This is a genomic window from Herbidospora cretacea (assembly GCF_001570605.1).
In the GTDB taxonomy this organism is placed as follows: Bacteria; Actinomycetota; Actinomycetes; order Streptosporangiales; family Streptosporangiaceae; genus Herbidospora; species Herbidospora cretacea.
The window spans coordinates 75,396-101,475 of sequence record NZ_BBXG01000008.1; the positions used below are offsets into that span (position 1 = coordinate 75,396).

Annotated in this window: 20 protein-coding genes; 2 read left to right on the forward strand and 18 right to left on the reverse strand. The window is 72.3% G+C overall.

Annotation, left to right across the window (positions count from 1 at the left end):
• Window positions 1-8: 8 nt before the first annotated feature.
• The gene (locus tag AW270_RS17280; RefSeq protein WP_061295375.1) at window positions 9-914 is read right to left on the reverse strand and encodes a TIGR03619 family F420-dependent LLM class oxidoreductase; all 906 of its coding nucleotides are present in this window, start codon (window positions 912-914) and stop codon (window positions 9-11) included.
• Window positions 915-1,023: 109 nt separating this feature from the next.
• Here AW270_RS17280 and AW270_RS17285 point away from each other — a divergent pair, with 109 nt between their 5' ends.
• Window positions 1,024-3,126 (forward strand): hypothetical protein, encoded by a 2,103-nt coding sequence (locus tag AW270_RS17285; RefSeq protein ID WP_157522150.1) that lies wholly within the window; start codon window positions 1,024-1,026, stop codon window positions 3,124-3,126.
• Here the strand turns inward: AW270_RS17285 and AW270_RS17290 are convergent.
• The 5 genes from AW270_RS17290 to AW270_RS17310 all read right to left on the reverse strand — a co-directional run bounded on the left by AW270_RS17290 (window position 3,073) and on the right by AW270_RS17310 (window position 9,969).
• Window positions 3,073-4,029 carry a hypothetical protein gene (locus AW270_RS17290; protein WP_061295377.1) on the reverse strand — a complete coding sequence of 319 codons (957 nt, stop codon included), beginning with the start codon at window positions 4,027-4,029 and terminating at the stop codon, window positions 3,073-3,075. The genes AW270_RS17285 and AW270_RS17290 overlap by 54 nt on opposite strands.
• Window positions 4,026-6,491, reverse strand: coding sequence for an AAA family ATPase (locus AW270_RS17295; RefSeq protein ID WP_061295378.1), 2,466 nt, complete (start codon window positions 6,489-6,491; stop codon window positions 4,026-4,028). Before AW270_RS17295 ends, AW270_RS17290 begins: the two co-directional genes overlap by 4 nt.
• 19 nt (window positions 6,492-6,510) lie before the next feature.
• On the reverse strand, window positions 6,511-7,662 hold the full coding sequence (locus tag AW270_RS17300; protein ID WP_061295379.1) for a metallophosphoesterase family protein: 1,152 nt from the start codon (window positions 7,660-7,662) through the stop codon (window positions 6,511-6,513).
• Window positions 7,663-7,671: 9 nt separating this feature from the next.
• On the reverse strand, window positions 7,672-9,372 hold the full coding sequence (locus AW270_RS17305; protein WP_245674743.1) for an ATP-binding protein: 1,701 nt from the start codon (window positions 9,370-9,372) through the stop codon (window positions 7,672-7,674).
• 69 nt (window positions 9,373-9,441) lie between these two features.
• The gene (locus tag AW270_RS17310) at window positions 9,442-9,969 is read right to left on the reverse strand and encodes an HIT family protein (RefSeq protein WP_245674744.1); all 528 of its coding nucleotides are present in this window, start codon (window positions 9,967-9,969) and stop codon (window positions 9,442-9,444) included.
• A 111-nt stretch (window positions 9,970-10,080) separates the two neighbouring features.
• Between AW270_RS17310 and AW270_RS17315 the strand changes: the two genes are divergently transcribed.
• Window positions 10,081-10,548 (forward strand): Asp23/Gls24 family envelope stress response protein, encoded by a 468-nt coding sequence (locus tag AW270_RS17315; RefSeq protein ID WP_061295382.1) that lies wholly within the window; start codon window positions 10,081-10,083, stop codon window positions 10,546-10,548.
• 55 nt (window positions 10,549-10,603) lie between these two features.
• On the opposite strand, the gene AW270_RS17320 is transcribed toward AW270_RS17315, so the two are convergent.
• The 12 genes from AW270_RS17320 to AW270_RS17375 form a co-directional block, all read right to left on the reverse strand.
• A complete protein-coding gene (locus AW270_RS17320) occupies window positions 10,604-11,572 on the reverse strand; it encodes a DUF1996 domain-containing protein (protein WP_061295383.1) in 969 nt (322 codons plus the stop codon).
• Window positions 11,573-11,669: 97 nt separating this feature from the next.
• A complete protein-coding gene (locus AW270_RS17325) occupies window positions 11,670-12,350 on the reverse strand; it encodes a LuxR C-terminal-related transcriptional regulator (RefSeq protein WP_061295384.1) in 681 nt (226 codons plus the stop codon).
• On the reverse strand, window positions 12,347-13,534 hold the full coding sequence (locus tag AW270_RS17330; protein ID WP_061295385.1) for a sensor histidine kinase: 1,188 nt from the start codon (window positions 13,532-13,534) through the stop codon (window positions 12,347-12,349). The genes AW270_RS17325 and AW270_RS17330 overlap by 4 nt, the downstream gene beginning before the upstream one ends.
• Before the next feature lies 1 nt (window position 13,535).
• A complete protein-coding gene (locus AW270_RS39575) occupies window positions 13,536-14,414 on the reverse strand; it encodes a hypothetical protein (protein ID WP_061295386.1) in 879 nt (292 codons plus the stop codon).
• Window positions 14,415-14,678: 264 nt separating this feature from the next.
• Entirely contained in the window at window positions 14,679-16,655 is a 1,977-nt protein-coding gene (thrS, locus tag AW270_RS17340) for a threonine--tRNA ligase (RefSeq protein ID WP_082801618.1), read from the reverse strand.
• Between the two features lie 63 nt (window positions 16,656-16,718).
• On the reverse strand, window positions 16,719-17,312 hold the full coding sequence (locus tag AW270_RS17345; RefSeq protein WP_061295388.1) for a glycoside hydrolase family 25 protein: 594 nt from the start codon (window positions 17,310-17,312) through the stop codon (window positions 16,719-16,721).
• Between the two features lie 21 nt (window positions 17,313-17,333).
• Window positions 17,334-18,389 (reverse strand): glycosyltransferase family 4 protein, encoded by a 1,056-nt coding sequence (locus AW270_RS17350; protein ID WP_245674745.1) that lies wholly within the window; start codon window positions 18,387-18,389, stop codon window positions 17,334-17,336.
• A gap of 74 nt (window positions 18,390-18,463) precedes the next feature.
• Window positions 18,464-19,363: a sulfotransferase family protein gene (locus AW270_RS17355; RefSeq protein WP_061295390.1), complete on the reverse strand. Its 900-nt coding sequence runs from the start codon at window positions 19,361-19,363 to the stop codon at window positions 18,464-18,466.
• Between the two features lie 58 nt (window positions 19,364-19,421).
• Window positions 19,422-20,114, reverse strand: a complete 693-nt coding sequence (locus AW270_RS17360; RefSeq protein WP_061295391.1) for a DUF7158 domain-containing protein — start codon at window positions 20,112-20,114, stop codon at window positions 19,422-19,424.
• The gene (locus AW270_RS17365) at window positions 20,108-24,256 is read right to left on the reverse strand and encodes a glycoside hydrolase family 38 N-terminal domain-containing protein (RefSeq protein ID WP_061295392.1); all 4,149 of its coding nucleotides are present in this window, start codon (window positions 24,254-24,256) and stop codon (window positions 20,108-20,110) included. The genes AW270_RS17360 and AW270_RS17365 overlap by 7 nt, the downstream gene beginning before the upstream one ends.
• A complete protein-coding gene (locus tag AW270_RS17370) occupies window positions 24,253-25,065 on the reverse strand; it encodes a carbohydrate ABC transporter permease (protein WP_061295393.1) in 813 nt (270 codons plus the stop codon). The genes AW270_RS17365 and AW270_RS17370 overlap by 4 nt, the downstream gene beginning before the upstream one ends.
• Complete coding sequence (locus tag AW270_RS17375; RefSeq protein ID WP_061295394.1) at window positions 25,062-26,006, reverse strand: carbohydrate ABC transporter permease; 945 nt, start codon at window positions 26,004-26,006, stop codon at window positions 25,062-25,064. Before AW270_RS17375 ends, AW270_RS17370 begins: the two co-directional genes overlap by 4 nt.
• Between the last annotated feature and the right edge of the window lie 74 nt (window positions 26,007-26,080).

Below are 26,080 nucleotides of genomic sequence, written 5' to 3' on the forward strand. Positions count from 1 at the left end.
CAGAGCACCTATCCGGTGACGTGCCATATCCGCGCCGCCTCCTCCATCCGCTCCAGGAAGATCTCCTCGGTCGCGGTGGTGTCATCGAAGGTGAAGTCGAGGAACACCTCGTCGATCCCGGCCTCGACGTATTTCTCCAGGTCGGAGATGATGTCGTCCCAGGTGCCCTGGAACGGCCGCCTCCGGTGCTCGGTGAAGGCGACGTTGCCGCGCACGATCACCTCCGGCTCCGGCCGCCCGGCCTTGGCCGCCGCCTCGTTCAGGGTGGCGCGCAGGGGGAGGAACATCTCCAGCGGCAGGCCCCCCGGGAGCCAGCCGTCGGCCATTCGACCGGCCCGTTCGACCGCGGGAGGGGCGTACACGCCCAGATAGACGGGCGGGCAGGACGCCGGCTTCGGCTCGAAGCCCGTCTCGGGGACGGTGAAGAACCGGCCCGTGAACGCCGTCGTCGGCTCGGTCCAGAGGCTCCGGAGCACCGTGACGAACTCCTCCGACCGCCGCCCCTGGCCCTCGGGCGAGTTCCCGGCCGCCTCGATCTCGTCCAGCGACCAGCCCTGGCCCAGTCCGGCCCGCAGCCGGTTGCCGCTCAGCACGTCGAGGGTGGCGAGCTGTTTGGCCAGCACGACGGGGTTGTGCAGCAGCATGCAGAGCACGCTGGTGCCGAGCGTGATCCGCGACGTCACGGCGGCGGCGAAGGTCAGCGTCGTGACGGGGTCGAGGGCGGTCCGCATCGCCCGTGGCAGGCGGCCGTCCGCCGTGCCGGGATAGCGGCTGCGCGGGTTCACCGGGTCGAGCAGGCGTTCGCCCGCCCACAGCGAGTGATATCCGAGCGCTTCGGCGCGCTGGGCGACCGAGGCGATGAAGGCCGGTGTGGCGAGCGGGCCCAAGGTGGGCAGGCCGAGTCCGAGACGCATACCGGGACCCTTCCACGATCATGCCCCGTTGACGCCGGACGGGTGGACGCGGCATGCGCCGACCCCCTACGGTGCCCCTTGCCTGGTGCGTCGACAGAGGGGGAACACCGTGCGGCGGTGGGCTGCGGGGATGGTCACGGCCATAGTGGTCACGCTCGCGTGGGGGGCGCCGGCGGCGGCCCGGACCTCGGCTCCGGGACAGGTGGCGCTCGTCGGGGTGCCCGGCCTGATGTGGACCGACGTCACCGAGGGTGACACCCCGAATCTCTGGCGGCTGGCCGGTGAGAGCGCCGTCGGGTCGCTGTCGGTCAAGTCCGTTGGCACGATCACCTGCCCCTACGACGGCTGGCTGACGGTCTCGGCCGGGGTGCGGTCGGCCGTCGGGCAGCGGTGCGGGCTGCCGCCCGAGCCGGTCGAGGGCACCAACATGCTCCACGAGTTCGGCTGGTTCGCCTCGGTCGCCGGGGTGCCGACCGCCGGATCGGTCGGAGCGGCAGGCGGCACGATGGCGGTCGGCCCCGGCGGGGTGCTCGCGCTGTCGGACGAGAACGGGGCCGTCGGCCGCTACCACGCCACGATCGACGAGGTCACCGACTGGTCGGCGCCCGTCATCGCGGTCGACGTCGACGTGCTGATCCGGCCCTACATCGCCGCCGACGGGAAGGTCTCCCGCGACCCCGAATCGGTCGCCCCGGCCGTCCGGGCGGCGGCGGTCCGGCAGGCCGACGCGCAGGTGGGCGCGGTGCTGGCCAAGCTGCCGCCGAGCACGACCGTGCTGGTGGCCGGGCTCGCCGACCACGGGTCGGTCCCCCATCTGCGGGTGGCGATGATGCGCGCGCCGGGGACGACCGGCACCAGCCTGCTCGGATCGGGCTCGACCCACCGCGACGACATGATCATCCTGCCCGACCTGACCGCGACGCTGTTCAGCGCGGCCGGGCAGGCCGCCGCCACCCCGCCGACCGTCATCGGCCAGCCGCTCAGGGTGGGCGACCCGATCCCCCGGGAGGAGGCCCTCGAACGCCTCCGCGACGCCGACACCGCCGGGCAGACGATCCGGAACATGGGCGGGATCTTCTTCACCGCGCTGGCCGTGCTCCAGGTGCTCTTCTACGTCGCGGCGTTCCTGCTGCTGCGCCGCCGCTCGGCGCTCGGGACGGTCAGGGTGGCCGCCGTGGCGCTGGCGTCGATCCCGGTGTCGACCTACCTGATCAACCTCACGCCGTGGGAGGCGAGCCCCGCGCCCACGCTGACCCTGGTCGGCGGGCTGGCCGCCTGCGTCGTCGTGCTGGCCGTGCTCGCGCTGCGGGCGGCCCGGCTCACCAGGCCCGAGAACATCCTCGCGCCGCTCCTGGTCGTCGCGGGCGTCACCGCCGCCGTGCTGCTGGGCGACCTCCTCTCCGGCACGCATCTGCAGCTCAACAGCGTGATGGGCTACACCGGCGTGGTCGGCGCCCGCTACTACGGCCTGGGCAACATCCCGTTCGCGCTGCTGGCCACGGCCGTGCTGCTGGTCGCCACCGGCGTGGCCGACACGCTGGTCCGGCACGGCCGCCGGTCGATCGCGGTCGCCCTGATCGCCGGGCTCGGGGTGTTCGCGATGATCCTCGGCGGCTGGCCCGGGGTCGGCAGCGACTTCGGCGGCGTGATCGCGTTCGTGCCCGGCATCGCGGTCGCGGCGCTCATCGTGGCCGGGCGGCGGGTGTCGGTCTGGAAGCTCGGCCTGTTCTGCGTGGCGGGCGGCGTGATCGTGCTGTCCATCGCCTACCTCGACTACCGCCGCCCGCCCGGGTCGCAGACCCACCTCGGGCGGTTCGTCGGGCAGATCTTCGACGGCACGTTCTGGCCGGTCATCGCGCGCAAGCTCGACGCCATGCTGGGCACGCTGCTGTCCCCCAACCTGATGCCGGTCGTCATCGCGGCGGTGGCGTTCCTGGTGTTCGCGGTGCTGCGGCCCGACCAGGCGACGGCCGGGGTGCTGCCGGTGGCGTTCGAGCGGGCGCCCATGCTGAAGGCCGGCCTGCTCGGCGCGCTGGTCAGCGGCGGCGTCGGCATGCTGGTCAACGACTCGGGCGCGGCCGTCCTGTCGATGGCGCTGGCGCTGGCCGTGCCGCTGGTGCTGAGCGCCGGGATCCGGGCGATCCAGCTCGACGGCGGGTCAGCCGACGGCGGCCGTCCGCAGGGCGCGGTAAAGCAGACGCGCGTCGCCTAGCCGGTGGCGCAGCAGCTTCTCCAGCCCGCCGATCGGGACGAGGTTCTGCGGCGCCCTCGGGTCCTTGTAGTCGACCCCGGCGATCGGCGGCAGCGCCACCGTGACCTGGTCGGCCAGCGCGACGGCCTCCTCGACCGACAGCTCGGCGCCCGCCTCGCACCGGGCGATCCCGGCCCACGGCGCGGCAGAGACGGTGGGGAGCCGCAGATACCAGGCGTAGCGGCTCCAGTTCGTGCCCATGAAGAAGACCGGCGTCCGCTGGCCCGGCTTGAGGTCGGACACCACCGCCGACTGGGCCGGCGGCAGGTAGGACGTGTGGTGGGTCTTCACGTAGCCGACCGCGTGGTGGAGGTGGGTGCGCCCCCGCAGCGGCCCGTCGACCAGCAGCAGCTCGTCGTGGCCGGTGCCCGACCGGTAGTCGCGGACCGTGTCGACCTCCAGCTCGGTCAGCTTCTGCTGGAGCGCCAGTGACCCGTCGTCGTCGCCGGTCACTTCGAAGGCCGTGTACGTGACCGGCCCCGCCACCAGGTCGGCGACCCCTTTGGCCGGGCTGAACACCCCTCTCATGACCTCGACGGCCACCGGCTCGGCCCCCTGCTCGCCGCACCGGACGATCCCGGCGGCGTAGGAGGCCGCGATGCCGGGCGCGGGCATGCCGCCCTGCGGGTCGTCGACCCAGACCCGGGCGTCGATCCGCCGGACGCCGTCGGCGATCAGCAGCGTGTCGGGCGCCTTCGCCGAGGAGCACGGCGTGATCGGCCGCCACTGCGGGATCGGGATCTCGATGTCGAGCGTGAGGGCGGCGGAGCTGCCCTCCATCTCTGCCTCGAAGGCCAGGCTGGCGCCGTAGCCGGGGTCCCAGGGATCGACGCTGAACCCGGGGGCGTGGAACGTGGTGGTCACCGAACCACCTTTCTGACGTGGGAGCCGGAGGCGTCGCGGGAGACCTCGAACCGGACCGGGACCCGGTCGGCCAGAGCCGGAACGTGGGTGACGACGCCGATCATGCGTTCGTGGCCGGAGGCGAGCCGTTCGAGGGTGGCGGCCACCATGTCGAGCGTGGCCGGGTCGAGGGTGCCGAAGCCCTCGTCGAGGAAGATCGAGTCGAGGCTGCGGGCCGCAGCGGCGGCCAGGCCCGCGACCTGGTCGGACAGGGCCAGCGCGAGGGCCAGGGAGGCCTGGAAGGTCTCGCCGCCGGACAGGGTCCGGGCGCTGCGGCGCAGCCCCGCCTCGGCGTAGTCGACGACCTCGATGTCGCCCCGGCCGCCCAGCACGAGTTCGTACTGACCGTCGGAGAGGTCTTTCAGGGTCTCCGACGCGGCGGCCACGAGCAGTTCGAGGGCCTCGGCGCAGAGCCAGCGCTCGAACTGGTTGGCCCGCAGCAGCAGGGCGAGTTCGTGGGCGACCCTGGCCTCGCTCTCGTGCGCCGCGACGCGTCCGGCCAGGTCGGCGGCGCGTTCACGGGCCTCCTGGACCCGGGCGAGCCGCTCGTCGGCCTGGGCGGCGGCGCGGGCGACCAGCTCGGCGACCTTGGTCGGCGCGGTCTTCTCCGTGATGTCCACCCCGTGGGCCCTGGTCAGGTCGGCCAGCGCCCGGCGGGCCTCCAGCGCGTCGCGTTCGGCCCGCTCGAAGCGGGCGTCGGCGGCCCGCGCGTCGGCGCGCTGACCGTCGGCGGTCCGGTCGCGCCAGGTGAGCAGGACGGTCCAGGCGGCGTGGACGTCTCCGGGGTCGAGCGGCGGCGGGCCGAAGGCGGACACGGTGTCGCGGGCGGTGTTCAGGTCGCGCCACGCCTGGTCGGTCTTGCGCCTGGCCTCGTCGACGGCGCGGGCGGCCTGGGTGGCGACGCGGCGGGCCTCGCGGGCCTCACGGCGGGCTGTCGCCACCCGTCGCGCGGTCTCGTCGATCCGCGCGAGCAGCGCCTCGATCGCGGCGGCCCGATCGGGGTCGGGCGGCGCGGTCGCGGCCAGGTCGAGAGCGCGGGCGGTGAGCACTTCGGCCTTGGCGGCGAGCCCGTCGTGGCGGGTGCGGGCCTGCTGCCCCTTCTCACGGACGGCGGCGAGGCGGCGTTCGGCGGCGGCCAGCGCCTCCGGCCCCGGACCTTGACGGAAGGCGTGCGCATGGCGGTCGTCCCGCCTGTCCGCGGGCAGGACGGGGACGACCTGGTGGCAGACCGGGCACGGGTCGCCCTGGACCAGGGTGCGGGCCAGGTCGGCCGCGGCATGGGCGATCCGCGCCTCGGTCAGGTCGCGGTCGGCCTCCTCGTAGTCGCGGAAGGCCTGGGCGAGCTCCTCGGCGGCCTTGGCCAGATCGCCCTCGACGCCGTCGGCCTCCCGCTGGGCCTCGACGGCCTCGGCGGTGCGGCGCGCGCGGTCGGTCAGGTCGGCCAGCTCGCGAAGGAGCGAGGCCCGGTCGCCCAGCGCGTCGAGGTCGCCGTCGGCCTTCTCCTCCAGCGCGTCGAGGCGGGCCTGCTCCGCCGCCGCGGCCTCGGCCTGTTCCCCGGCCCGGCGAGCCGACTCGGCCAGACCGCGCACCTCACCGGGGAGCGCGAGCGCACCGAGCAGGGTGAGGGCACGGACCAGCGCCGACCGTTCCTCCTCCGCGCTCTTCGCCGTCTCGTCGAGGACCCTCAGCCTCTCCAGGTCGGCGCCCACCCGTTCGGACAGGTCGCGCAGGGCGGCCACCCTCGCCCGGGCGATCTCCTCGGCCTTCTCGTCGGCGTCGCGGAGGCGGGCCAGCTCTCCCCTGGCGAACTCGGCGGCCTGGTTCTGCCGGGTCTCCTCGACGACCGCGGCCTTGCGGACCTGCTCGTAGACGTCGGCGTCGAGGAGCTGGACCAGCAGGTCCTGGCGGTCGCTGGGGGTGGCGTGGAGGAACTCGGCGAAGCGGCCCTGGGGCAGCACGACGCACTGCGTGAAGAACTTGTATTCGAGCCCGGTGACCTTGGTGACCTCGGCGGCGACCTGTTCGCCCTCGGCCACCGGCTGGGAGGTCCCGGTCAGCGCGAGCAGGTCGGAGGCGGCCGGTATCGACGGGTCGAGCAGGTCGAGCCGGGCCTCCTTGGTGCGGACGGTGCCCTTGGCGTCGCGGAGCAGGGTCCGGACAGCGGCGTAGCGGCGGCCGGAGACCTCGAAGACCAGGGCCACCTTGCCCGAGGTCGCGGAGGGCGCCAGCGCGTGGGCGACGACGTTCTCCTTGCCCCACCGGGGCACGCTGCCGTAGAGGGCGAAGCAGACGGCGTCGATGACGGTGCTCTTGCCCGCGCCGGTCGCGCCGACCAGCGCGAAGTAGTCGACCTCCGCGAAGTCGACCTCGGTGGCGGCCCGGAAGCTGCCGAAGTTCTCCATGTGGAGCCGGATCGGGCGCATCAGGAACCCACCTCCGCGGTCATGAGCGCGTCACCTCGTCGTGCAGGCGGTCGAAGAGAGCGCCCAGGGCCTCGACGTCCTTGCCGGAGGCGGTCAGGTATTCGCGGACCAGGTCACGCGGCCCCCGGCCGGCGCCCGTGGCCTGCCGTCGGCGCACGCTCGCGGGCCGGAAGTCGGGGTGCAGGTCGACCTGGAGCGCTCCGGGAAGCAGCTCCCGCACCGTGTCGGCCAGGCCCGCCCGGGGTTTCTCGGCCACGATCACTCTCAGCCAGGCGTCGCCCAGGTCGGCGGCCATCGCCTCCAGGCGCTCCAGGCTGCCGGTGACCGTCGTGAGCACCTTCGGCTTCTCCAGCGCGACCTCGCGGACCTGGGCCGGCGCGCCGGGCGAGACCTCGACGACCAAGACGCCCGGCTGGTTCTTCTCCTCGCCGAAGTCGACCGCGAGGGGCGAGCCGCTGTACCAGATCGGGCACGGCCCCGGCATCTGCTGGCGGCGGTGCAGGTGGCCCAGCGCGGCGTACTGGACCGTCGGGGGGAAGGCGGTCGACTCGAAGTAGTAGGAGAAGATCGTCTGGGCCTGGCGTTCGCCGCCGCCCATCTTCCCGCCCGGCAGGGTGCCGTGGGTGGTCACCAGGTTGATGGTGTCGCCGGTGAAGCCGCCGGTCAGCGCCTCGGCGAGGCGGCCGAAGCGGTCGGCGTAGCTGCGGTTGTGCTCGGCGGCCGTCTCGGTGATCAGCTCGGCGGCCCGGACGACGTGGCGGTGGGACAGGAACGGCAGCACGGCGCACTTGACCGGCTCGCCGGTCCGGGCGGTGAACTCGATCAGCCCGCCCTGGTCGGGCCGCCGGAACAGCCCCGACACGTGGATGCCGAGCGCCCCCAGCACCGGCCGGTAGACCTCCAGGAGCTGCGCGTTGTCGTGGTTGCCGGCCAGCACGACCACCTCGCGGCCGCCCTCCCGCAACTGCATCAGCGCGTTGACGACCAGACCCTGCGACTCGGGCGTGGGGGCCGAGGTGTCGAAGAGGTCGCCCGCGACCAGCACCAGGTCGACGTCTTCCCGGCGGGCCACGCCCACGAGCTCCCAGAGCACCGCGCGGTGTTCGTCGTGGCGCCCCCGGCCCTTGAGGACCTTGCCGACGTGCCAGTCGGCCGTGTGCAGGATCTTCATGGACGCCTTTCAGAATGGGGGAACGTCGTCTTCGGGGGCGGGCAGCCCGGCGAACGGGTCGTGCGCCGCGATCGACGCCGGGGACGAGACGGGGGCCGCCCCGGCCTCGGAGGGCCGGGTGGCCCAGGCCGGGAACGGGAAGTTGACGGCCAGCGGGACGGGGATCTCCGGCTGCACCACGAACATGGTGCCCGGCTTGGCGATGGTGGCCCGGTCGCGGGCGGTGCCCGTCAGCCAGCCGTATTCGGACCTGGTGGCCTCGGCCGGGTCGAGCCTTCCCGCGACCCGGACGGCGCAGTTGGCCACGATACGCCGCTCCACCTCGGAGGCGGTCTGCTGGGCGCCGATCAGGATGACGCCGAGCGAGCGGCCGCGCTCGGCCACGTCGAGCAGGATCTCCTTGATCGGGGAGTCGCCGTCGCGGGGGGCGTACTTGTTGAGCTCGTCGAGGACCACGAACAGCAGCGGCCGGGCCGAGCCCGACAGCTCCTTGCGGGCGAACTCGCCGCGCAGCACGACGCCGACGACGAACCGCTGGGCGCGCTCGGGCAGGTTGTGCAGGTCGACGATGGTCACCTGGGCGTCGGAGACGCCGATCGAGTGGGGCCGCCCGGCCGGCAGGTCGCCGCGCACGATCGGGGTGAGCGACCTGATCGAGCTGCGCAGCCGCCGCAGGAACGCGTTGATCGTGCCGAGCGGCGTCGGGAAGCCCGTCCAGGTGGCCCGGGTCGACTCGTCGGCCAGCCGCTCGTCGATCAGGTCGACGAGCTGGGGGTAGGTGCGGCACTCGGCGTCGTCGACCTTGACCGCCCCCGAGGAGCCGAGCGGCTCGGCGAGCAGTTTCAGCCGGGCCGCGATCTGGCCGATCAGCAGGTTGTACTGCGACTTCTCGTCGTCGGCGTCGGCGAACACGTAGCGCAGGAGCTCGTTGTCGCAGAACTCGGCCAGGGTCCAGTAGAAGGAGCTGACGCCCTTGGTCCGGGCCGTGACGTGGGGCACGCCGTGGACGTCGCCGGGCCTCGGCGGCGCGAACACGTGGACGCTCCGGAACGCCTGCGCGGGCAGCCCGAGCGTGGCGTAGCCGGAGCGGGCGTGGTCGTCGACGCGGGTGTTGGCGTGGTCGAGGAACAGCAGGTCCTCGCCCTTGACCGAGAAGATCAGCGCCTTGGTGTTGGCCGCCTCGGCGCCCAGCACCCCGGAGTTGAACACCGAGTAGAGCAGGAACGTCGCGAACGAGGTCTTGGTCGCCACCCCGGACACCCCGGAGATCGACACGTGGGCGCCGCGGGTGCCGTCGAGGAAGTCGAAGTTCAGGTAGGCGGCCTCGCCGTCGCGCCCGATGCCCATCGGCACCCGCCGCTCCATCACGTCGAAATAGAGCGCCTGGTCGCGGTCGGCCCCCTTCGCCCGGAACGCCGGGGCCCCCGGCAGCGGCGGCACGAACACCTCGGGCTCCACCCGGGTGACCCGCACCTCCGCGACCTCGACGACGGCGGCGGGCAGCGACCCCCCGGCGATCAGGAACACGTCGGAGTCGTAGGCGGCCCCCTCGTGGCGGGCCTCGACGTGGGTGACCACCCCCGCGACCAGCACCGTGCCGTGGCCGGGCACCTCGCGCCGCGTCACCACCACCTCGTCGAGCTGCACGACCTTCCCCGGCTCCAGGCCGATCCAGAACGACAGGGGCGAGGCCGACTGTGTGCCGAGCACACGGCCGACAGCCTCGCCAGCAGGGGCACCAGAGAACCCATCCGTCACCCTGGGCAGGGTAGTGCAGCCTTACGACGTTTTCTCAGGCCATGCCTGGGCGAGCAAGTCACGGGTGTCCCGGAGCAACTGTGGTAGAACGCGCGTGAGCCCCACGACGGGCATGAAGTTCGTGTCACCGCCCCAACGGGGCACGACGTGCTGGTGGAGGTGGGCGGCGATGCCCGCCCCGGCGACCGTCCCGAGGTTCATCCCGACGTTGAACCCCTGCGCGCCGCTGGCGTCGCGGAGGCTGGTGAGGGCCTTCTGGGTGAAGCCGGCCAGTTCGGCGGTCTCGGCGGTGTCGAGGTCGGTGTAGTCGGAGACGTGCCGGTAGGGACAGACCATCAGGTGGCCGGAGTTGTAGGGGTAGAGGTTCAGGACCGCGTACACGACCTCGCCCCGGGCCACGATCAGCCCGTCGGCGTCGTCCATCTTCGGGATCTCGCAGAACGGGCACCCGTCACCGGCGCCCGGACCGGTCGGCTTGTTCTCTCCCTTGATGTACGCCATCCGGTGCGGCGTCCAGAGCCGTCCGAAAGCGTCGGGCACGTCTGTCATGTCGGCCAGCATATGGGGGACCCGCCGGCGATACCCCCGCCGACCGGGTCTAACGCCGGACAAACCCTTCGATCTTCCGGCAGAATCCTGCTGACCTGAGGAGATGATCGTGTGACCGACGTCGCGTACGAGCACCAGAACGAGTCCCCCTCCGCGGAGTCCGAGGGAGAGGCCCCCCAGGAGCCGCAGATCTCCGTCGCGGGCCTCAAGGGCAAGATCACCGTCGCCGACGAGGTCGTCGAGAAGGTGACCGCCCTGGCCGCCAGGCAGGTCCCCGGCGTCGCCGACCTCGGCGGCGACCTGGCCCGGATCTTCGAGTCGGCCCGCAACACCATCGGCCTCGGCAGCAAGCGCGCCAGCCAGGGCGTCCGCGCCGAGATCCAGGACGGCATGGTCGCCATCGACATCACGATCGTCATCGTCTACGGACACGTGGTGATGGAGGTCGCGGCGGAGGTGCAGTCGAGCGTGGCCACCTCGGTGTCGCAGATGCTCGGGATGGAGGTCGTCGAGGTCAACGTGACCGTCGACGACGTCCGCCTCCCGGGCGAGGCCAAGCCGGGCGAAGCCGCCGCCTGAGACGTCGGAGAAGGCCGGGCCCCGCGGGGAGCCCGGCCTTCTTGCTTGGCGCTGCTTAGGGCTTGCCCTTGTCGATGCCGTAGCCGTTGCACTGGCGGCCGCCGTTGATGCAGTGCTTGACCAGCTCGGCCTGCCGGTTGCCCTCCCACGCCTCCATGAAGTCGTAGTGGAAGGTGAAGCTCCCGCCCGATGAGTAGCGCAGGCCGTCGGTCCGGCCGCCGGGCAGCTTGTACGGGACCTTGATCTCCAGCATCGGCAGCGGGACCGGGAACGCCGCCGGGCACACGCTCTTCACCGGGTAGGCCATGTGGCTCTTGTGGTCGGCCGAGTCGAGGTCACGGCCGTTCCAGCAGCTCGGGGCCTTCAGCCGCACGATCAGCGAACTGCCCGACGGGCAGGACTTCGGGAAGTCGTTGAAGGTGCCGCCGCCGCAGGTCCAGGTGCCCTGGAAGGCCGCGGCCGACGTGGTGCGCATGTCGCCGACGATCAGCCGGAAACCGGCCGGGAACGGCTGCACCGTGCGGTAGTCCTTCACGCCCGACTTGTAATAGGTCGTCACGATCTGCGGGTTCACGATCGTGCCGTTCTGGTACAGGGTCGGGATCCAGTAGGCCGACTTGTCCTTCACGTCCTCGCAGCTCGACTTGCCCAGGAGCAAGGAGGCGCGGGTCGACTTCGCGTTGGTGGTGGTGTTCCCGGCGAAGGTGTGGAAGTGGGACGCGCCCGCCAGGCCCGGGTAGACGATCGGGTCGTCGGCCAGGTGGTGGGTGGGCTTGCAGTTGGCGTGGATCTCGCGGTACTGCGCGAACGGCGGCGGCGTGGTGAAGGTCGGCACCGGCAGCGGCTTGGCGGTCGGGAACGGAGAGGCCACCGCTGTGGATGCCGCTGTGGACGCCGCTGTGGACGCCGCCGCGGGCGCCGCCCGGTGCGCGGCGTGCGGGTTGGCCATGGCGGCCGACGAGGGCAGCAGGACCGCGGCCAGCACGATCGTCGCGGCTCTGCGCCATGGGCTGAGGGGAGACATCGATGTCCTTTGAAGTGGGGAGACGTTCGGTGCGCGTCGAACGTTAGCCACCCGCCCGCCCGGCGGATTAGGCCCTAAGTCCCAGGACGGCTGACCGTCACGGCCCAATTCCGGGGCCGCCCGTCCACACCACCATCGCCTCGGTGCGGCTGCCCACGTTGAGCTTGCCGAAGACGCTGTTCAGGTGGTTCTTCACGGTCTTCTCCGTGAGCCCGAGCCGGATCGCGATGGACGCGTTGCTCAGCCCCTGCGCCAGCAGGTTCAGCACCTCGCGTTCCCGCCGGGTGATGCCGAACCTGGCCTGCACGGCATGCCTGCGCTCGGCCCGGTCCCGCTGCTCCTGGTCGCGTTCGGCCTGTCCCCGCACCAGCGAGGTGGCCACCGAGGCCGCCACCGGCGACAGCCAGCCCCGTCCCTCCGCCACGGCCAGCACGGCGCTGAGCAGTTCGGGCGGGTCGAACTGCCCGTGGACGAGGTAGCCGCGCACCCCGCCCCGCAGCATGGCGGCGATGACGTCTTCGGTGTCGTCGCTGGTCAGCGCGAGCACCCGGGTGTGCAGGCTCATCTCCGACACGACCGAGAGCCCGTCGGCCAGCGGCATGCGGTGGTCGAGCAGGGTCACCCCGGGGCGCAGGCGGCGGGCCGCCGCGAGGCCGTCGTACCCGTTGCCGGCCTCGCCCACCACCCGGAGCCGCGCGTCGGCGGCCAGGAACGCCGACATGGCGGCGCGCACGATCGGGTTGTCGTCGACGATCAGGACGTCGATCACCTGGCTCATTCGCCCACCTCCGTCAACTGGGCCACCGGCACGACGGCCGTGACCACGGTGCCCGCCCCGGGGAACGACCGCACCCGCAGGTGACCGCCGACCGCGCGGGCCCGCTCCGCCATGCCGACCAGGCCGAAATGGCCCTGGGACTGCAACCGGGACAGCTCCTCCGGCATGGTGAAGCCGACCCCGTCGTCGCCGACGATCAGCTCCAGGACACCTCCGGACTGGGTCAGGCGAATGGTGACATGGGAGGCGTGGGCGTGTCTGCGGATGTTGGTGAGCGCTTCCTGGAGCAGGCGGATCATCTCGTAGCGGACCGCGACGCCCGGCTCGGCGCAGGCGACGGTGACCCGGATGGTCAGGCCGATGTCCTGCTGCCAGGAACGGCAGATCTCGTGGACGACGTCCCCGAACGAACGGTCGGGCGAGTCGCCGCGCAGCCCCTCCAGCAGTTGCCTGGCCTCCCGGGCGGCGACCTCCGCGCCTTTGGACACGGTGTCGGCGAGCTGTTCGGCGAGCGCCGGGTGGCGGCGCAGCGACGACGGGAGCGCGAGGGCGGCGAAGGACACGCCCCGCAGCGTCTTGCTGACGGAGTCGTGCAGCTCACGGGCGAGCCGGGCCCGCTCGTCGGCCGCCGCCGACCGCTGGGCGGAGGACGCCGCCTCCACGCTCAGGTCCACGTATCGGACCAGCGCCGCCGCCGCGACCGCGCCGCCCATCCCGGCCAGCACGCTGAGCATGGGGAAGGCCATCACGAACGCCGCCACGTCGGGGCTGTAGGGCGCGGCCCGCAGCGCCCAGGCGGCGGCGCCGAACCCGAAGGCGGCCTGGACGGCCCAGATCGGCAGGGCCCGCATGCCCATCAGCGCCCCGGCCAGCGCGGCCGAACCGGCGGCGAAGCAGAAGTAGGCCATGCCGCCCCGGCTCAGCAGCAGCACCCCCGACGCGACGACCCAGTCGGCCGCGATCACCGGCAGCGCGCGGCGCACGATCGCCGGGCGGCGGGTGAGCACGGTGACCTCGGCGACCGTGGCCACCACGGTCAGCGCGACGACCGAGAGCACCCGCCAGGTGCCCGGCACCAGCAGCAGGCCCGCCCCGGCCGAGGTGAGCACGACGGCCGCCCGGCCCAGCAGGACCGTCCGGCAGATCGCGGCGGGGGCGACGAGCGGATCCACGACCTGGGCCATCTCACCGGCCCAGGGTGATGTCGTCGAGGTAGAACTCGTAGGCCTGGGGCAGCTGGTCGGTGGCGATGGCCATGTCGATGCGCCGCAACCGGGACGGGGAGAGCGCCCCGACGTGCACGACGAAGGTGGCCCACTTCTCCGGGGGCGCCTGGAGCGTGACCGACCGGCCGCCCGGCCGCCCGGCCGACGGGGAGGCCGACAGCCGCAGGATGGTGCCGTACTGGCGTCCGCCGAAGATCCGTAACCGGAGCCGGGTGTCCGGCCGCGTCGCGACGGCGGAGTCGGCCAGCAGGGTGATGGTGGCGGGCTGCTCGCGGCTGTGGGTGCGCTTCTGGATCCGGACCGCGGCCTCATGGCCGTCGGGGACCTTCCGGCCGGGGTCCACGTTGGTGCCGCTGCCGGTGGCCTGCCAGCCGCTGCCGAGGGCGGCGGCGTAGATCAGGCAGGCGGGCACGGCGGTGACCTCCGTGACCGCCGAGTTCCCGGCGGCGGCACAGGACGGATGGCGAGGACGCGGCGGCTTGGGGGTGACGGTCACCCGGACGACGGTGGTGGCCCTCTCGGAGGGCTCCGCGCCGGAAGACGGAGCCGGCGTCCGGGCCGACGTCTGAGCCGGTGTCTGAGCCGGTGTCTGAGCCGGGGCCGGCGCCGAGGGCGGGGAACTCCCGGGGAGAGGGGTCGCCCGCGCGCCGGCCTCCGCGTTGAGGCCCTCCCTGGGGATCAGCAGCGGCGGGACCGCGACCGCGATGCCGATCACGGCCGCGATGACCAGGACGTACCGCGCGCGCTGGCCGAAGCGCGTGGCCGGTCGCGGATCGCGGTGCGCGATCTCGTCATGACGGCCACCCGAACCGGGGCGCGAGAAGTCGTCGCTCAGCACGGGTCCGCCGTCCCGACGCCGCCACAGGTCACGTTCACGTCCTTATCTTCCGCCACGTTCGCACCACCATGTGCGGACATGTCACCCGATTCGCCAGGTGGGCGCCGCCGTCCCGGAAACTGGGCCCAGCCCCCGTGTTCCCCTGGGACTTTGGGCCCACGTCGAGGCCCACGTCGAGGCCCGCGCACGAGGCCCGCGCACGAGGCCCGCGCACGTGGAAAAGGCCGGGCCCCCGGGGGCCCGGCCTTGCCGATGTGTCAGACGTCAGGCGAGGCGGCGCTCGACGGCGTCGACGATCTCGGCGACGGCCTGGTCGACCGGGACGCCGTTGTTCTGCTCGCCGTTGCGGTAGCGGAACGACACCGCCCCGGCGGCCACGTCGTCGTCGCCCGCGAGCAGCATGTAGGGCACCTTCGACTTCTGGGCGTTGCGGATCTTCTTCTGCATCCGGTCGGAGGAGGAGTCGACCTCGATCCGGATGCCGTGGGCCCTGAGCTTCTTCGCGACGTCCTGGAGGTAGGCCACGTGGTCGTCGGAGATCGGGATGCCGACGACCTGGACGGGGGCCAGCCACGCCGGGAACGCGCCCGCGTAGTGTTCGGTCAGCACGCCGAAGAACCGCTCGATCGAGCCGAACAGCGCCCGGTGGATCATGACGGGACGCTGACGCGAGCCGTCGGCGGCGGTGTATTCGAGCTCGAAGCGCTCCGGCAGGTTGAAGTCGAGCTGGATGGTCGACATCTGCCAGGTGCGGCCGATGGCGTCGCGGGCCTGGACGGAGATCTTGGGGCCGTAGAAGGCCGCGCCGCCCGGGTCGAGGACCAGTTCGAGGTTCTCGCCCTCGGCGACCTCGCGCAGGACCGTCGTCGCCTCCTCCCAGGTCGCGTCGTCGCCGACGAACTTCACCGGGTCCTTGGTCGACAGTTCCAGGTAGAAGTCGTTGAGGCCGTAGTCGCGCAGCAGGTCGAGGACGAAGCGGAGCAGTGAGACGAGCTCGCCGCGCATCTGCTCGCGGGTGCAGTAGATGTGGGCGTCGTCCTGCGTCAGGCCGCGCACGCGGGTCAGGCCGTGGACCACGCCGGACTTCTCGTAGCGGTAGACCGTGCCGAACTCGAAGGTGCGCAGCGGCAGCTCGCGGTAGGAGCGGCCCCGGGCGCGGAAGATCAGGTTGTGCATCGGGCAGTTCATCGGCTTGAGGTAGTAGCGCGCGCCCTCGAGCTCCATGGGCGGGAACATGCCGTCGGCGTACCAGTCGAGGTGGCCGGAGACCTTGTAGAGGTTGTCCTTGGTGATGTGGGGCGTGTTGACGAAGGAGTAGCCGGCCTCCTCGTGCTTCTTGCGCGAGTAGTCCTCCATCACCTTGCGGATCACGCCACCCTTGGGGTGGAAGACCGGAAGGCCGGAGCCCAGCTCGTCGGGGAAGGAGAACAGGTCGAGCTCGGCGCCCAGCTTGCGGTGGTCGCGCTTCTCGGCCTCCTCGAGGAAGGCGAGGTATTCGTCCTGCTTCTCGCGGGACTCCCAGGCGGTGCCGTAGATGCGCTGGAGCTGCGGGTTCTTCTCGCTGCCGCGCCAGTAGGCGCCGCCGGACCGCATCAGCTTGAAGGCGGGGATCACGCGGGTGGTGGGCAGGTGGGGACCCCGGCAGAGGTCCTTCCACTTGAGGTCGCCGCTCTTGGGGTCGTGGTTGTCGTAGATCGTCAGCTCGGCGCCGCCGACCTCGACGCTCTCGCCGCTGTCGCCCTGCACGTCAGACTGGTCGGCGCCGCCCTTGAGGCCGATCAGCTCCAGCTTGTACGGCTCCGCCGCCAGCTCCTCGCGGGCCGCGTCGTCGGAGACGGCCCGGCGGGAGAAGGTCTGCCCCTGCTTGACGATCTCGCGCATGCGCTTCTCGATGCGCTTGAGGTCGTCGGGCGTGAACGGGGCCTTCACGTCGAAGTCGTAGTAGAAGCCGTTCTCCACGGGCGGCCCGATGCCGAGCTTGGCCTCGGGGAACAGCTCCTGGACGGCCTGGGCCATCACGTGGGCGGCCGAGTGGCGCATGATCGCCCGGCCGTCGTCGCTGCCGATCTCCACCGGCTCGACGGCGTCGCCCTCCTCCGCCGGAGCGGCCAGGTCCTTCAACCCGGAGGGGACGCGGGCCGCGATCACGGTCCGCCCGTCGGCCTCCAGCAGCTCGCCGTACGTCGTGCCCTCCGTTACCGAACGCTCGACCCCTGCGACGGTGACGGTGATTGCGGACACGATGGTTCTCCTCAGACGAACGAGCGCGGATGACAGGCCGAGCCTACCGGGATTCCCGCATCCCTATTTCCCGCGCCGGTCCGGTGCGCCGAGGGCGATCAGCTCGGCCACGGTGCCCGCGAAGACGTCGAGGTCGAGCGGGCTGGCGGCGTACTGCTGGATGGCCCAGCCGGTCCACGGGGCCGGCACCCTCGGCTGCCCGGCCGGGCGGGCGGGGTCGGCGATCCACAGCGGGTAGCCCGACAGCCCGTCGCAGAAGCCCTCGGCCGCGAAGTGGAGGTGCGTCCACACGAAGGGGCGCAGCCCGGTCCGGCGGGTGACCTCGGCGCACCAGCGGCGGCCGAACTCGGCGACCTCGGGGGCGGGCAGCCCGTCGGTGGCCTTGAACTCCAGCGCGGCCAGGTCGCCGGGGGCGAGCCTGGCCGTGTCGAGGAAGTGCCTGGCCTGGGCGCGGGCGTCGCCCAGCGGGCGACCCACGTGGTAGGCCCCGCGGACGAAACCGGCCCGGCCCATGGCCGTCCAGTTCTCCGCGAAACGGGTGTCGGTGAGCCGGTCGCTCTCGGTGGCGCGCGCGAAGGCGAACACCGCGTCGCTCTCCGCGTGGGCCGTCCAGTCGACGGGGCCCTGCCAGTCGGACACGTCGATGCCGTGGATCACCGATGAAGGGTAATACCGGGGCTAACGCCTCGCGAGCAGTTCGGTGAAGAGGGCCTCCCAGCGGGGCATGATCGAGTCGGCCGTGTAGTTCCTGGCCGTCTCCAGCGCCGCCGCTCCGAGCCGCTTGCGCAGCGCGTCGTCCTCGATCAGCCGGGTGATGCCCTCCGCCAGCGCGGTGGTGTCCTTGGGCGGCACCAGCACGCCGTTGACGTTGTCGACGATCACGTCGCCGGGGCCGGTCGGGCAGTCGAAGCTGACCACGGCCAGGCCGTGGGCCATCGCCTCCAGCATCACCATGGGCAGGCCCTCGAACCGGGAGCTGAGCACGTAGATCGAGGAGTCGGCGAGCTCGTCCCAGAGCTTCTCGGTGCGGCCCCGGAACTGGATCCGGTCGGTCTGGGTGACCTTGCCCCGCAGCTTGGGGAGCAGGGAGCCCTCCCCGTACACGTCGAGGGTCCAGTCGCGGTGCGGGACCTGCTCGAAGGCGGGGATGAGCAGGTCGAAGCCCTTCTGCGCCTTCAGGCGGCCCGCCGCGATGACGCGGGGGTTGACCAGGTCCGACTGGCGGCGCCCGCCGATGTGCACCGAGTTGGGCATCAGCCGGGTCTTCACCCCCGGCGCGAGCCGCTGGTATTCGTGCATGTCGGTCCGGGTCAGCACCGTGACGAGGTCGAGCCGGCCGTAGTGGCGGGCGATGTCCTGGCGGACCGGCTCCTTGTGGGTGCGCAGGTTCATGTGCTCCTGGCCGACCCGCACGACGCTCTTGCGGCCGTGCCGGGCGGCGATCAGGTTCAGCCCCGGGCGGGTGGTGACCAGGATGCCGTCGTCGAGGGCGGCGACGTACTCGGTGACCGCCTTCTCGACGTGGGCGGTGAACCAGTGGGCGGCGAACTCGCCCTCGGGCACCGCCTTGCCGCGCAGCCGCCGCATGACGCGGTCGGCGAAGGTGACCGGCTCGACGCCGCCGCGCTCGTCGACGATGGAGCTGATCTTGACGCGGGGGTCGATCTCGAACTGGGGGCGGTCACGGCGCTGGACGGTGCTGACGATCTCGACGTCGTGGCCGCGGGCTGCCATGGCGTTGGCCTGGGTAATGACGGTCCGAATTGTTCCACCCATGCCGAACGCGTGGAGGAGCATATAGCGGATCTTCACTTGGACAGGTACCCCCAGCTAACGCTCATCGGGCGGAGCAGGTCGGGAATCTCGGACTCGTCGGGCAGCTCACGCCCCTTCTGGACCTCACCGGAGCGGATCTTGTCCTTCCAGTCGCCCAGGCCCTTCTGCACCACCGTCTGCGAGGAGCCGTAGCGCAGCATGGCGGGCTCGAACGGGATGGCGAGGAACTCGCAGATCTTGCGGACCTGGCCCTCGGGGTCGTCGGTGAGCTCCTCGTAGTGGACCGTGTGACCTTCCAGCCCCTTGCGGGCACGCTCCACGGCCTTCATGTAGCGCAGCGCGTCGGCCGCCGCCGCCTCGAAGTCGCGCTTCTCCGGGTCGGCCTCGTGCCAGGAGCGGGCGATCGAGACGGGGTGGCGCAGCAGGAACACGAACCGGGCGTCGGGCCAGGCGGTCGCCAAGCGCTCGAAGGCGAAGGCGTTGGCCGGGGTCTTGTCGACGATGTGGCTCTTGCCGCTGCGCAGCAGCTCGCGGTGGAGCACCCGGTCCCACAGCAGGTGCTCCAGGTCGGCCTGGTTGTGGCCGAGGGCGTGCATCGCCCGTTCGGCCAGCCCGGTGCCGAATCCGACGGTGAGGCGGCGTACGTGCAGCTCGTGGGGGGCGTGCAGCAGCGAGTGGGCGTTGAGGATCGAGCGCAGCAGAGTGGAGCCCGACCGAACCGGCGACATCACGAAGATCGGAGCGCGCAGCAGCCGGTCGGTCCGGACGTCGGCCGGCGGCCGGACCTCCGAGGCGGGCGCGGAGGCGGGCTTGGCCGCCTTCGTCGCCTTCCCGGCCTTGGTGGCGCTCATCGACGGTGTCTCACCCATCTTGGTCAGATGGAACCCGGTGAACTCGCCCAGTGCAACGTTCACCCGTTGTTTCCAGTTCATGGGTGGACCTTACGGACTTTTGCTGAGAATTGCCTGGACACCCCTTGAACTTGGCACTTCAGTGACGGTGCGTGTGATCCGGATGGCTGATGTCGCCGGGGTGCTCGTAACCGGGCGTTAACACGGCGGCCGCGCACCGGGCGTCCGCCCAGAGCGCGAACCGCCGCCGCCGGGCGGCGTCCAGGAGCAGCGCCCGGATCCGCGGCGCCGCCTCGGCGAGGGTCAGATCCCGGCGCGTGTACGCCCCCACGACGAACTCCCCCACCCGCGCCCCCTCCGGGGCGGTGAAGACGGCCTCCGGCACCATCTCGGCGGCCGTCACCGCGTAGGTGATCGCCCGGTGGGTGACCAGCCGGGCCGGTCCCGGCCGGTAGCGGTCGGGGTTGGCGGCGTAGTAGCGGCCCACCGCCTCGTCGGGGACGGTGACGTCGGCGGTGAGGTCGCGGTAGACGGCCTGGGCGAGCGGGTCGCCCGCCAGCACGGCCGCCATGACGCTGCCCAGCTCCAGCCGGGCGGTGGCCGACAGCTCCATCGGCGGCCCGCCGGGGCGCAGCCCCCGCCGGCGGGCCTCGGCGGCGACCACGCGTTCGGCCACCAGGAGCTGGACGACCCAGCGGCGCAGCTGGCGGCCCTCGGTGGTGCCGTCGGCCGGAAGCAGGTCACCGCGGGGACCGCGGCGCAGTGCGGCCATCCGCGCGGTGACCTGCTCCAGCGTGACAGGGGTGCCCTCCACGAGGGCGGCGATCACCATGCCCCCCGCACCTCGAACGGCACGGCGGGCGAGTAGCTCACCCGTCCGAACCACATGGCCTTGACCAGCAGCCACCACTCCCCCACCCGCATGCCGAGCGGCACGTCGGCGACGACGTCGAGCGTCCGGCTCTCGCCGGGCCCGATGTCCAGCGGGTGGATGAGCGGCCCGGTGACCTCCCAGGTGCCCCACGGCCCGAGCACCTGGACCTCGCCCCGGACGGCGTACCGGGCCCGGTTGGTCAGGCTCACCGGCAGCGCGGCCCGCTCTCCCGGGGACAGCGACAGGCCCTCCTGCGGCACGTCCACCACGAGCAGCGAGGCCGGACCGGGGCCGATCGGGTTCCCCGAGCCGTCGAAGAAGACGACGTCCTCGTGGACCTGGCCGCCGTGCTCCAGCGTGACGGCCACCGGCCAGGGTCCCTCCCCCGCGTCGGCCGCCGGGGTCACCGCGACGTCGAAGGTGGTCCAGCCGCGCGGCGGGAGCCGTACCGGACGACGGGACGGCGAGGCCGCCCAGCCGGGCGGCACGACCACGCGGACCTCGCCCTCGGCGGCGGCGTCGACGAGGTCGCTGGCCAGCGAGACCGTCACCGTCCCGGCGGCGGGCCGGGCGTGCACGCTCAGCGGTTGGTAGCCCAGCGGCGCGGCCCCCCGGTTGTGCAGCCAGTAGCGCGAGTACACCGGCTGGGCGGGCTCGGCCGACCGGCCCAGCCGGTCGCCGGGCCCCTCGGGGTCCCGCGTGCCGGTTCTCAGGACGAAGGTGGCGATCTCGCTCGGCCCGAGGTCGGCGGCCAGCGCGCCGTCGCGCACCTTGGCCTCGCTCGACGCGGTCTCCAGCAGGTCGGCCACCGCCGCCTCGGCCAGCGGGAACGGCGAGGTCACCCGGAGCGAGACCGGCCTGCCGTGCGGCTCGTAGAACCGCGCGGCGATCCCGGCGCGCGGGTCGGCCGGAAGCGCGCCGCCGCCCGCCGTCGGGTTCCCGGCCGCTTTGAACGCGGCCAGCACCGCCGCCCCGGCGGGCTCCACGGTGACGAGCGAGGCGGTCGCGGGCAGCGGGCCGTCGTGGGCCGGTTCGACGACCGGGCGCAGCGGATGGTTGTAGTCGTGCGCCTTGGCGACGATCCCGGCGTCGCGCCAGTCGCCGCCGCCTGAGGCGATGGCGTAGTCGAAGGTGTGGCTCCAGTGCTGGAGGCCGAACCCGGTCCCGTCGGGGGCGGTCCGGCGCGGCGGGTCGATCCACATCCCGGACGGCCAGCCGGTCGACGACCGCATCAGCGACAGGTGCAGCCGCCCCTTCAGGTCGACCGCGAACCCGGGCACGCCCCGGTTGAGGACGGCGACGGTCCGGCGCTCCTCAGTGTTGCCGGCGTGGCCGGTGTGGCCGGCCACCTGGTCGATCCGGACGACGTGGTCCTCGATAACGTTGTCCGGCCGGCCGACGACCACCACGACGGGCAGATCGAGCGCGCCGCGCAGGTCCGACTCGGGGTGGAAGGCCTGCTCGCGGGTGAACCGGGCGGGCAGCCAGACGACCGCCGAGCCCTTCTCGGCGAGCTGCCGGTCGAGTTCCTCGGTGTAGGCGGGCCCGGCGGCCCGCAGCGCCTCGGCGGTGAAGGTGTTCTCCAGCGGCCCGCCGAGCGAGAACCGCACGTCGGGCAGGTTCGAGTCGAACGACAGCAGGCCGTAGCGGGTGCCGTGGGCGTGGGAGGTCGTCGAGGTCACGCCCGACTGGGCCAGCCTCACGGCCAGGTCGCGCGCGTCGGCGGTGTCCTCCTCGTGCGGCACGACGATCTCGGCGACCGCGATCGGCACGCCCGTCCCGTCGGCGAAGGAGATCCGGGCCGGCGCGCTCAGGCCGAACCACTGGTAGGCCGGGTTGTCGAGCGTCCACGGGTGTTCGGCGGTGTCGACGTCGGGGTGCGCGAAGGGCCGCCCGACGACCGCGTGGCCTACCTCGGAGACGGGCACCGCGCCCGGCACCGCGCACGGCCAGCGGAGCCGCAGCAGCTGGTCGGCCCCGTCGAAGGCGTCGACGTGGGTGGCGCAGTCGACCCGCGCGAGGCCGTCCCACAGCGTCACCGTCTGGGTGTAGGCGACCGGGCCGAGCGAGCCGGTGACGGTGATCCGCCGGCCGAGCCGCGACCGCTCGGTCGTCACCGAACGCGCGGGGTGGGCGGCGCTGCCCGTGGACGCGCCCGTCGGCAGCAGGTGCCACGGGCCCTCACGGAAGACCGGGTGTTCGTGGTACTCCTCGTACACGACCAGCTCGTTGCCGACCTCGCCGGCGGTGATCAGCTCGTCGCCGGTGGTCAGGTCGACGAGGGAGACCACCCCGCCGCCGCGCAGCGGGTCGACGGTGAGCCGGTGGAACTCGTTCTCGATCGTGTACGTCTCCTCGGCCGCCCACCCCTCACCGGCTCCCGACGCGGCGAGGCGGTAGGACCGGTAGCCGACCGACGGCACGTCCCGGGCCAGGAAGACGATCTCGGCCCTGGTGTCGTCGGCCCGCTCGACCAGGCACGGGATCTCGCTCCCGCCCTCGGCGGCCAGGCCGGTGAACGGCGCGGGGACCGTCACCCGCACGACATCGGTGCGCGGCCAGGCGTTGGCGTTGTAGACGATCACGCTGCGGCCCTCGGTGGAGGTGCGGGCCGCCAGGTGCGCCAGCGCCGCCGTGTGGACCTCCTCGGCCAGGTCGTAGGCCTCCCGCCAGCCCGCCAGCAGATCGAGGTAGACCTGGTCGGACTCGGTCCCGGTGATGGCGTCGTGGTGCGCCCCGAAGACGAGCTGCCGCCAGGCCTTGTCGAGCGCGGCCTCCGGATATTCGGCCCCACCGGCCAGGCAGGCCAGCGTGGCGAAGCGCTCGGCGTCGAGCAGCGTGTTCTCGGCGGCGCGCTGGGCCTGCTTGGTGTCGATGTACGACACGTCCTTGCCGGTGTAGACCGGGTTCATGTCCCGGGTCTGCGGCGACAGGCGGCGGCCCTCGGCGGCCAGTTCGGCGGTGACGGCCGAGAAGAACTCCCTCGGGATCGCGCACAGGAACCTCGGCCACGCGTACCGGGCGTTCCAGTCGCGGTGGATGTCGGTCAGCCACTTGTTCGGCGGGCTGTAGTCGGTGCCGACCGGGATCAGCACGTTCCGGGTGGCGGCGACCTTCTTGAGGTCGAGGAACAGGCCGTACACCGACTCCTCGGCCTTCTCCAGCGTCTGCGCCGAGTCCATCGACCAGCCCGCGCCGTAGTGGGCGGCCATGTAATGGGTCAGCAGGCCGCGCCCGGACGGGGAGATCCACTCGAACTCGGTGCGGAACTGCATGTCCGACGGGTCGCCGTGCGGCGTGTCGTAGGTGCCGACCTCCAGGATCGGCCCCCACTGGTGGAACGGCCCGCGCGCCCACGCCGACGAGGTGAGCCCGGCGTCGGCCATCATGCCGGGGAACTGCGGGTCGTGCCCGAACGCGTCGAGCTGCCAGGCGGTCGAGGGCTCGCCGCCGAGGACGTCGCGCTGGAAGCCGACCCCGTAGACGGCGTTGCGGATCGTCGTCTCGGCCCCGGTCAGGTTGGTGTTGGGCTCGTTGTAGGTGCCGCCCATGATCTCCAGGCGGCCCTGGTTCACCAGGTCGGCGATGATCGCGCGGTTCTCCGGGAAGGTGTCCCAGTAGGGCTTGAGGTAGTCGACCTCGGCCAGCACGAACTTGTAGTCGGGGTCGCGCCGGGCCAGCTCCAGGTGGGCGTCGATGAGCTGGAACGCGGTGAACTGGAAGCTCATCCGGATCTCCTGGGCGTCCGGCTGGTCCTCCCACTCGCTGGCGTACCCGGCCTGGGTGTTCCACCAGACGGGGTCGTAGTGGAAGTGGGAGACCAGGTAGACGCTCCAGCCGGGCTCGGCCACCGTCATGGCCGCCCGCTCGTGGACGTCGCCCGCCCGGACCGCGATATTCGCGATCTGTCCCGGCTCGGCGTCGGTGGTGACCGGGACCTCATGGGTTCCCCTGCCGGGGACACCCCGCAGCTCCCCCTGCGCCTCGCCGGTGACCTCGATGTCGATCAGGCCGGGGGCCGACGTCGTGACCCGCAGGATCTGGCGGGGGGCCTCGGCCGGCCCGGCGAACAGCTCGGTGGACTCGATCGTCAGGCTCATCCCTTGACCGCCCCGCCGGTCAGGCCCTTGACGAAGTTCTTCTGCAGGGCCAGGTAGAAGATCAGGATCGGCAGCGTGGCCAGGAACATGAAGGCGAAGACCGATCCGAAGTCCGATTGGTACTGCCCGATCGCCCGGTAGACGCCGACCGTGACGGTCGTGCCGCTGTCGGGGCCGAGCACGATGAGCGGGGTCAGGAAGTCGTTCCAGATCCACACGCCCAGGAAGATCGTCACGCTGGCCGAGGCGGGCCGCAGCAGCGGGAAGACCACCTGCCAGAACACCCGGAACCGGTTCGCGCCGTCGAGCGCCGCCGCCTCCTCCAGCTCCAGCGGCACGCTCTTCACGAACCCCGTGAACAGCAGCACCCCGAACGGCACGTAGTAGCCGACGTTCACCAGCACGAGCCCCTGCAGGGTCGTCATCAGGTCGAACCACTTCAGCACGGTCGTGATCGGGGCCATGATGACCGGCACCGGGATCATCAGCCCGCACAGCAGCGTGCCCATGGCGACCTTGGCGCCCCAGTGCCGCGAGCGGGCCAGGTAGTGGCCCAGCATCGCCGAGAAGATCGTCAGCACGGTCACCGACAGGGCCGTGACGGCGATCGAGTTGATCAGGCCGAAGGTGAACAGGTGGTCGGGCCGGTTCAGCACCGCCGCCAGGTTGTCGAACGTGGGCGGGAACGGCAGCCCGGCCGGGTCGGCCACCACGGCCGCGCTCGGCTTGAAGATGTTCACCAGCACCAGGTACAGGGGCAGGAAGAACACCACACCCACGAACGTGGCGACGATCGGCCGCGCGTTCACTGGGACACCTCTCTCTTCTGCAGGAACCGGAGCACGACCACCGAGATGAACGCGACGATCGCGAGCATCACCGCGGCCAGCGCCGAGGAGTAGCCGATCCGGTTGCTCACGAAGGCCGTCTGCACGACCTGGAACGCCATGGTCACCGTCGTGCCGTTGCCCGGCCCGCCGTTGGTGATCACGCGGACCTGGTCGTAGGCCTTGAAGCCGGTGATCAGCAGCATGACCACGTTGATGGTCAGCGCCGGGGCGAGCATCGGCCAGGTCACGTTGCGGAAGCGCTGGAGCGCGCCCGCGCCGTCGATCGAGGCGGCCTCGTTGAGCTCGCGCGGCACGCCCTGCAGCCCGGCCAGGTAGACCACGACGCAGAAGCCGAGCATCTGCCAGGTCATGATCCAGGCGATCGAGTAGAGCGCGAGGCCGGGGTCGGACAGCCAGCCCGGCGGCTCGTCGACCCCGAGGCCGCGCAGGGCCGAGTTGAGCAGCCCGTCGTCGGTCAGGATCGCCTGCCAGATGACGCTGATGACGACCGAGCTCAGCACGACCGGGGTGAAGAACACCCCGCGCAGCAGCACGTAGAGCCTGGTCGGCCGGTCGAGCAGCATCGCGATCAGCAGCCCGCCCACGTTGGCCAGCACCGTGATGATGGCCGTGACGATGATCGTGTTGACCAGCGCCTGCCGGAACTCGGTGTCGCCCAGCAGGGAGACGTAGTTCCGCAGGCCCACGAACCGGGTCGGCGGGTTGAACGGGTTGAGGTTGGTCAGGCTGTTGTACGCCGTCATCCCGATCGGCACGAGCACGAAGAGTGCGTAGGCCACCAGGCCGGGGAGCGCGAACAGGGCGAATCTGCCCAGGCCGGGCAGGAACCTGCCGGATCTCCTCCGAGGGGGCGCGGGCCGCGCCTTCACCCGCGCCGGGGGGCGCATGGTCTGTGTCATCGGGTCGCCCCGCTCTGCTGGATCTGGGTCATCGTGGTACCGGTCGGCCGATCGGGAGGGCGCGGGGCGCGCGG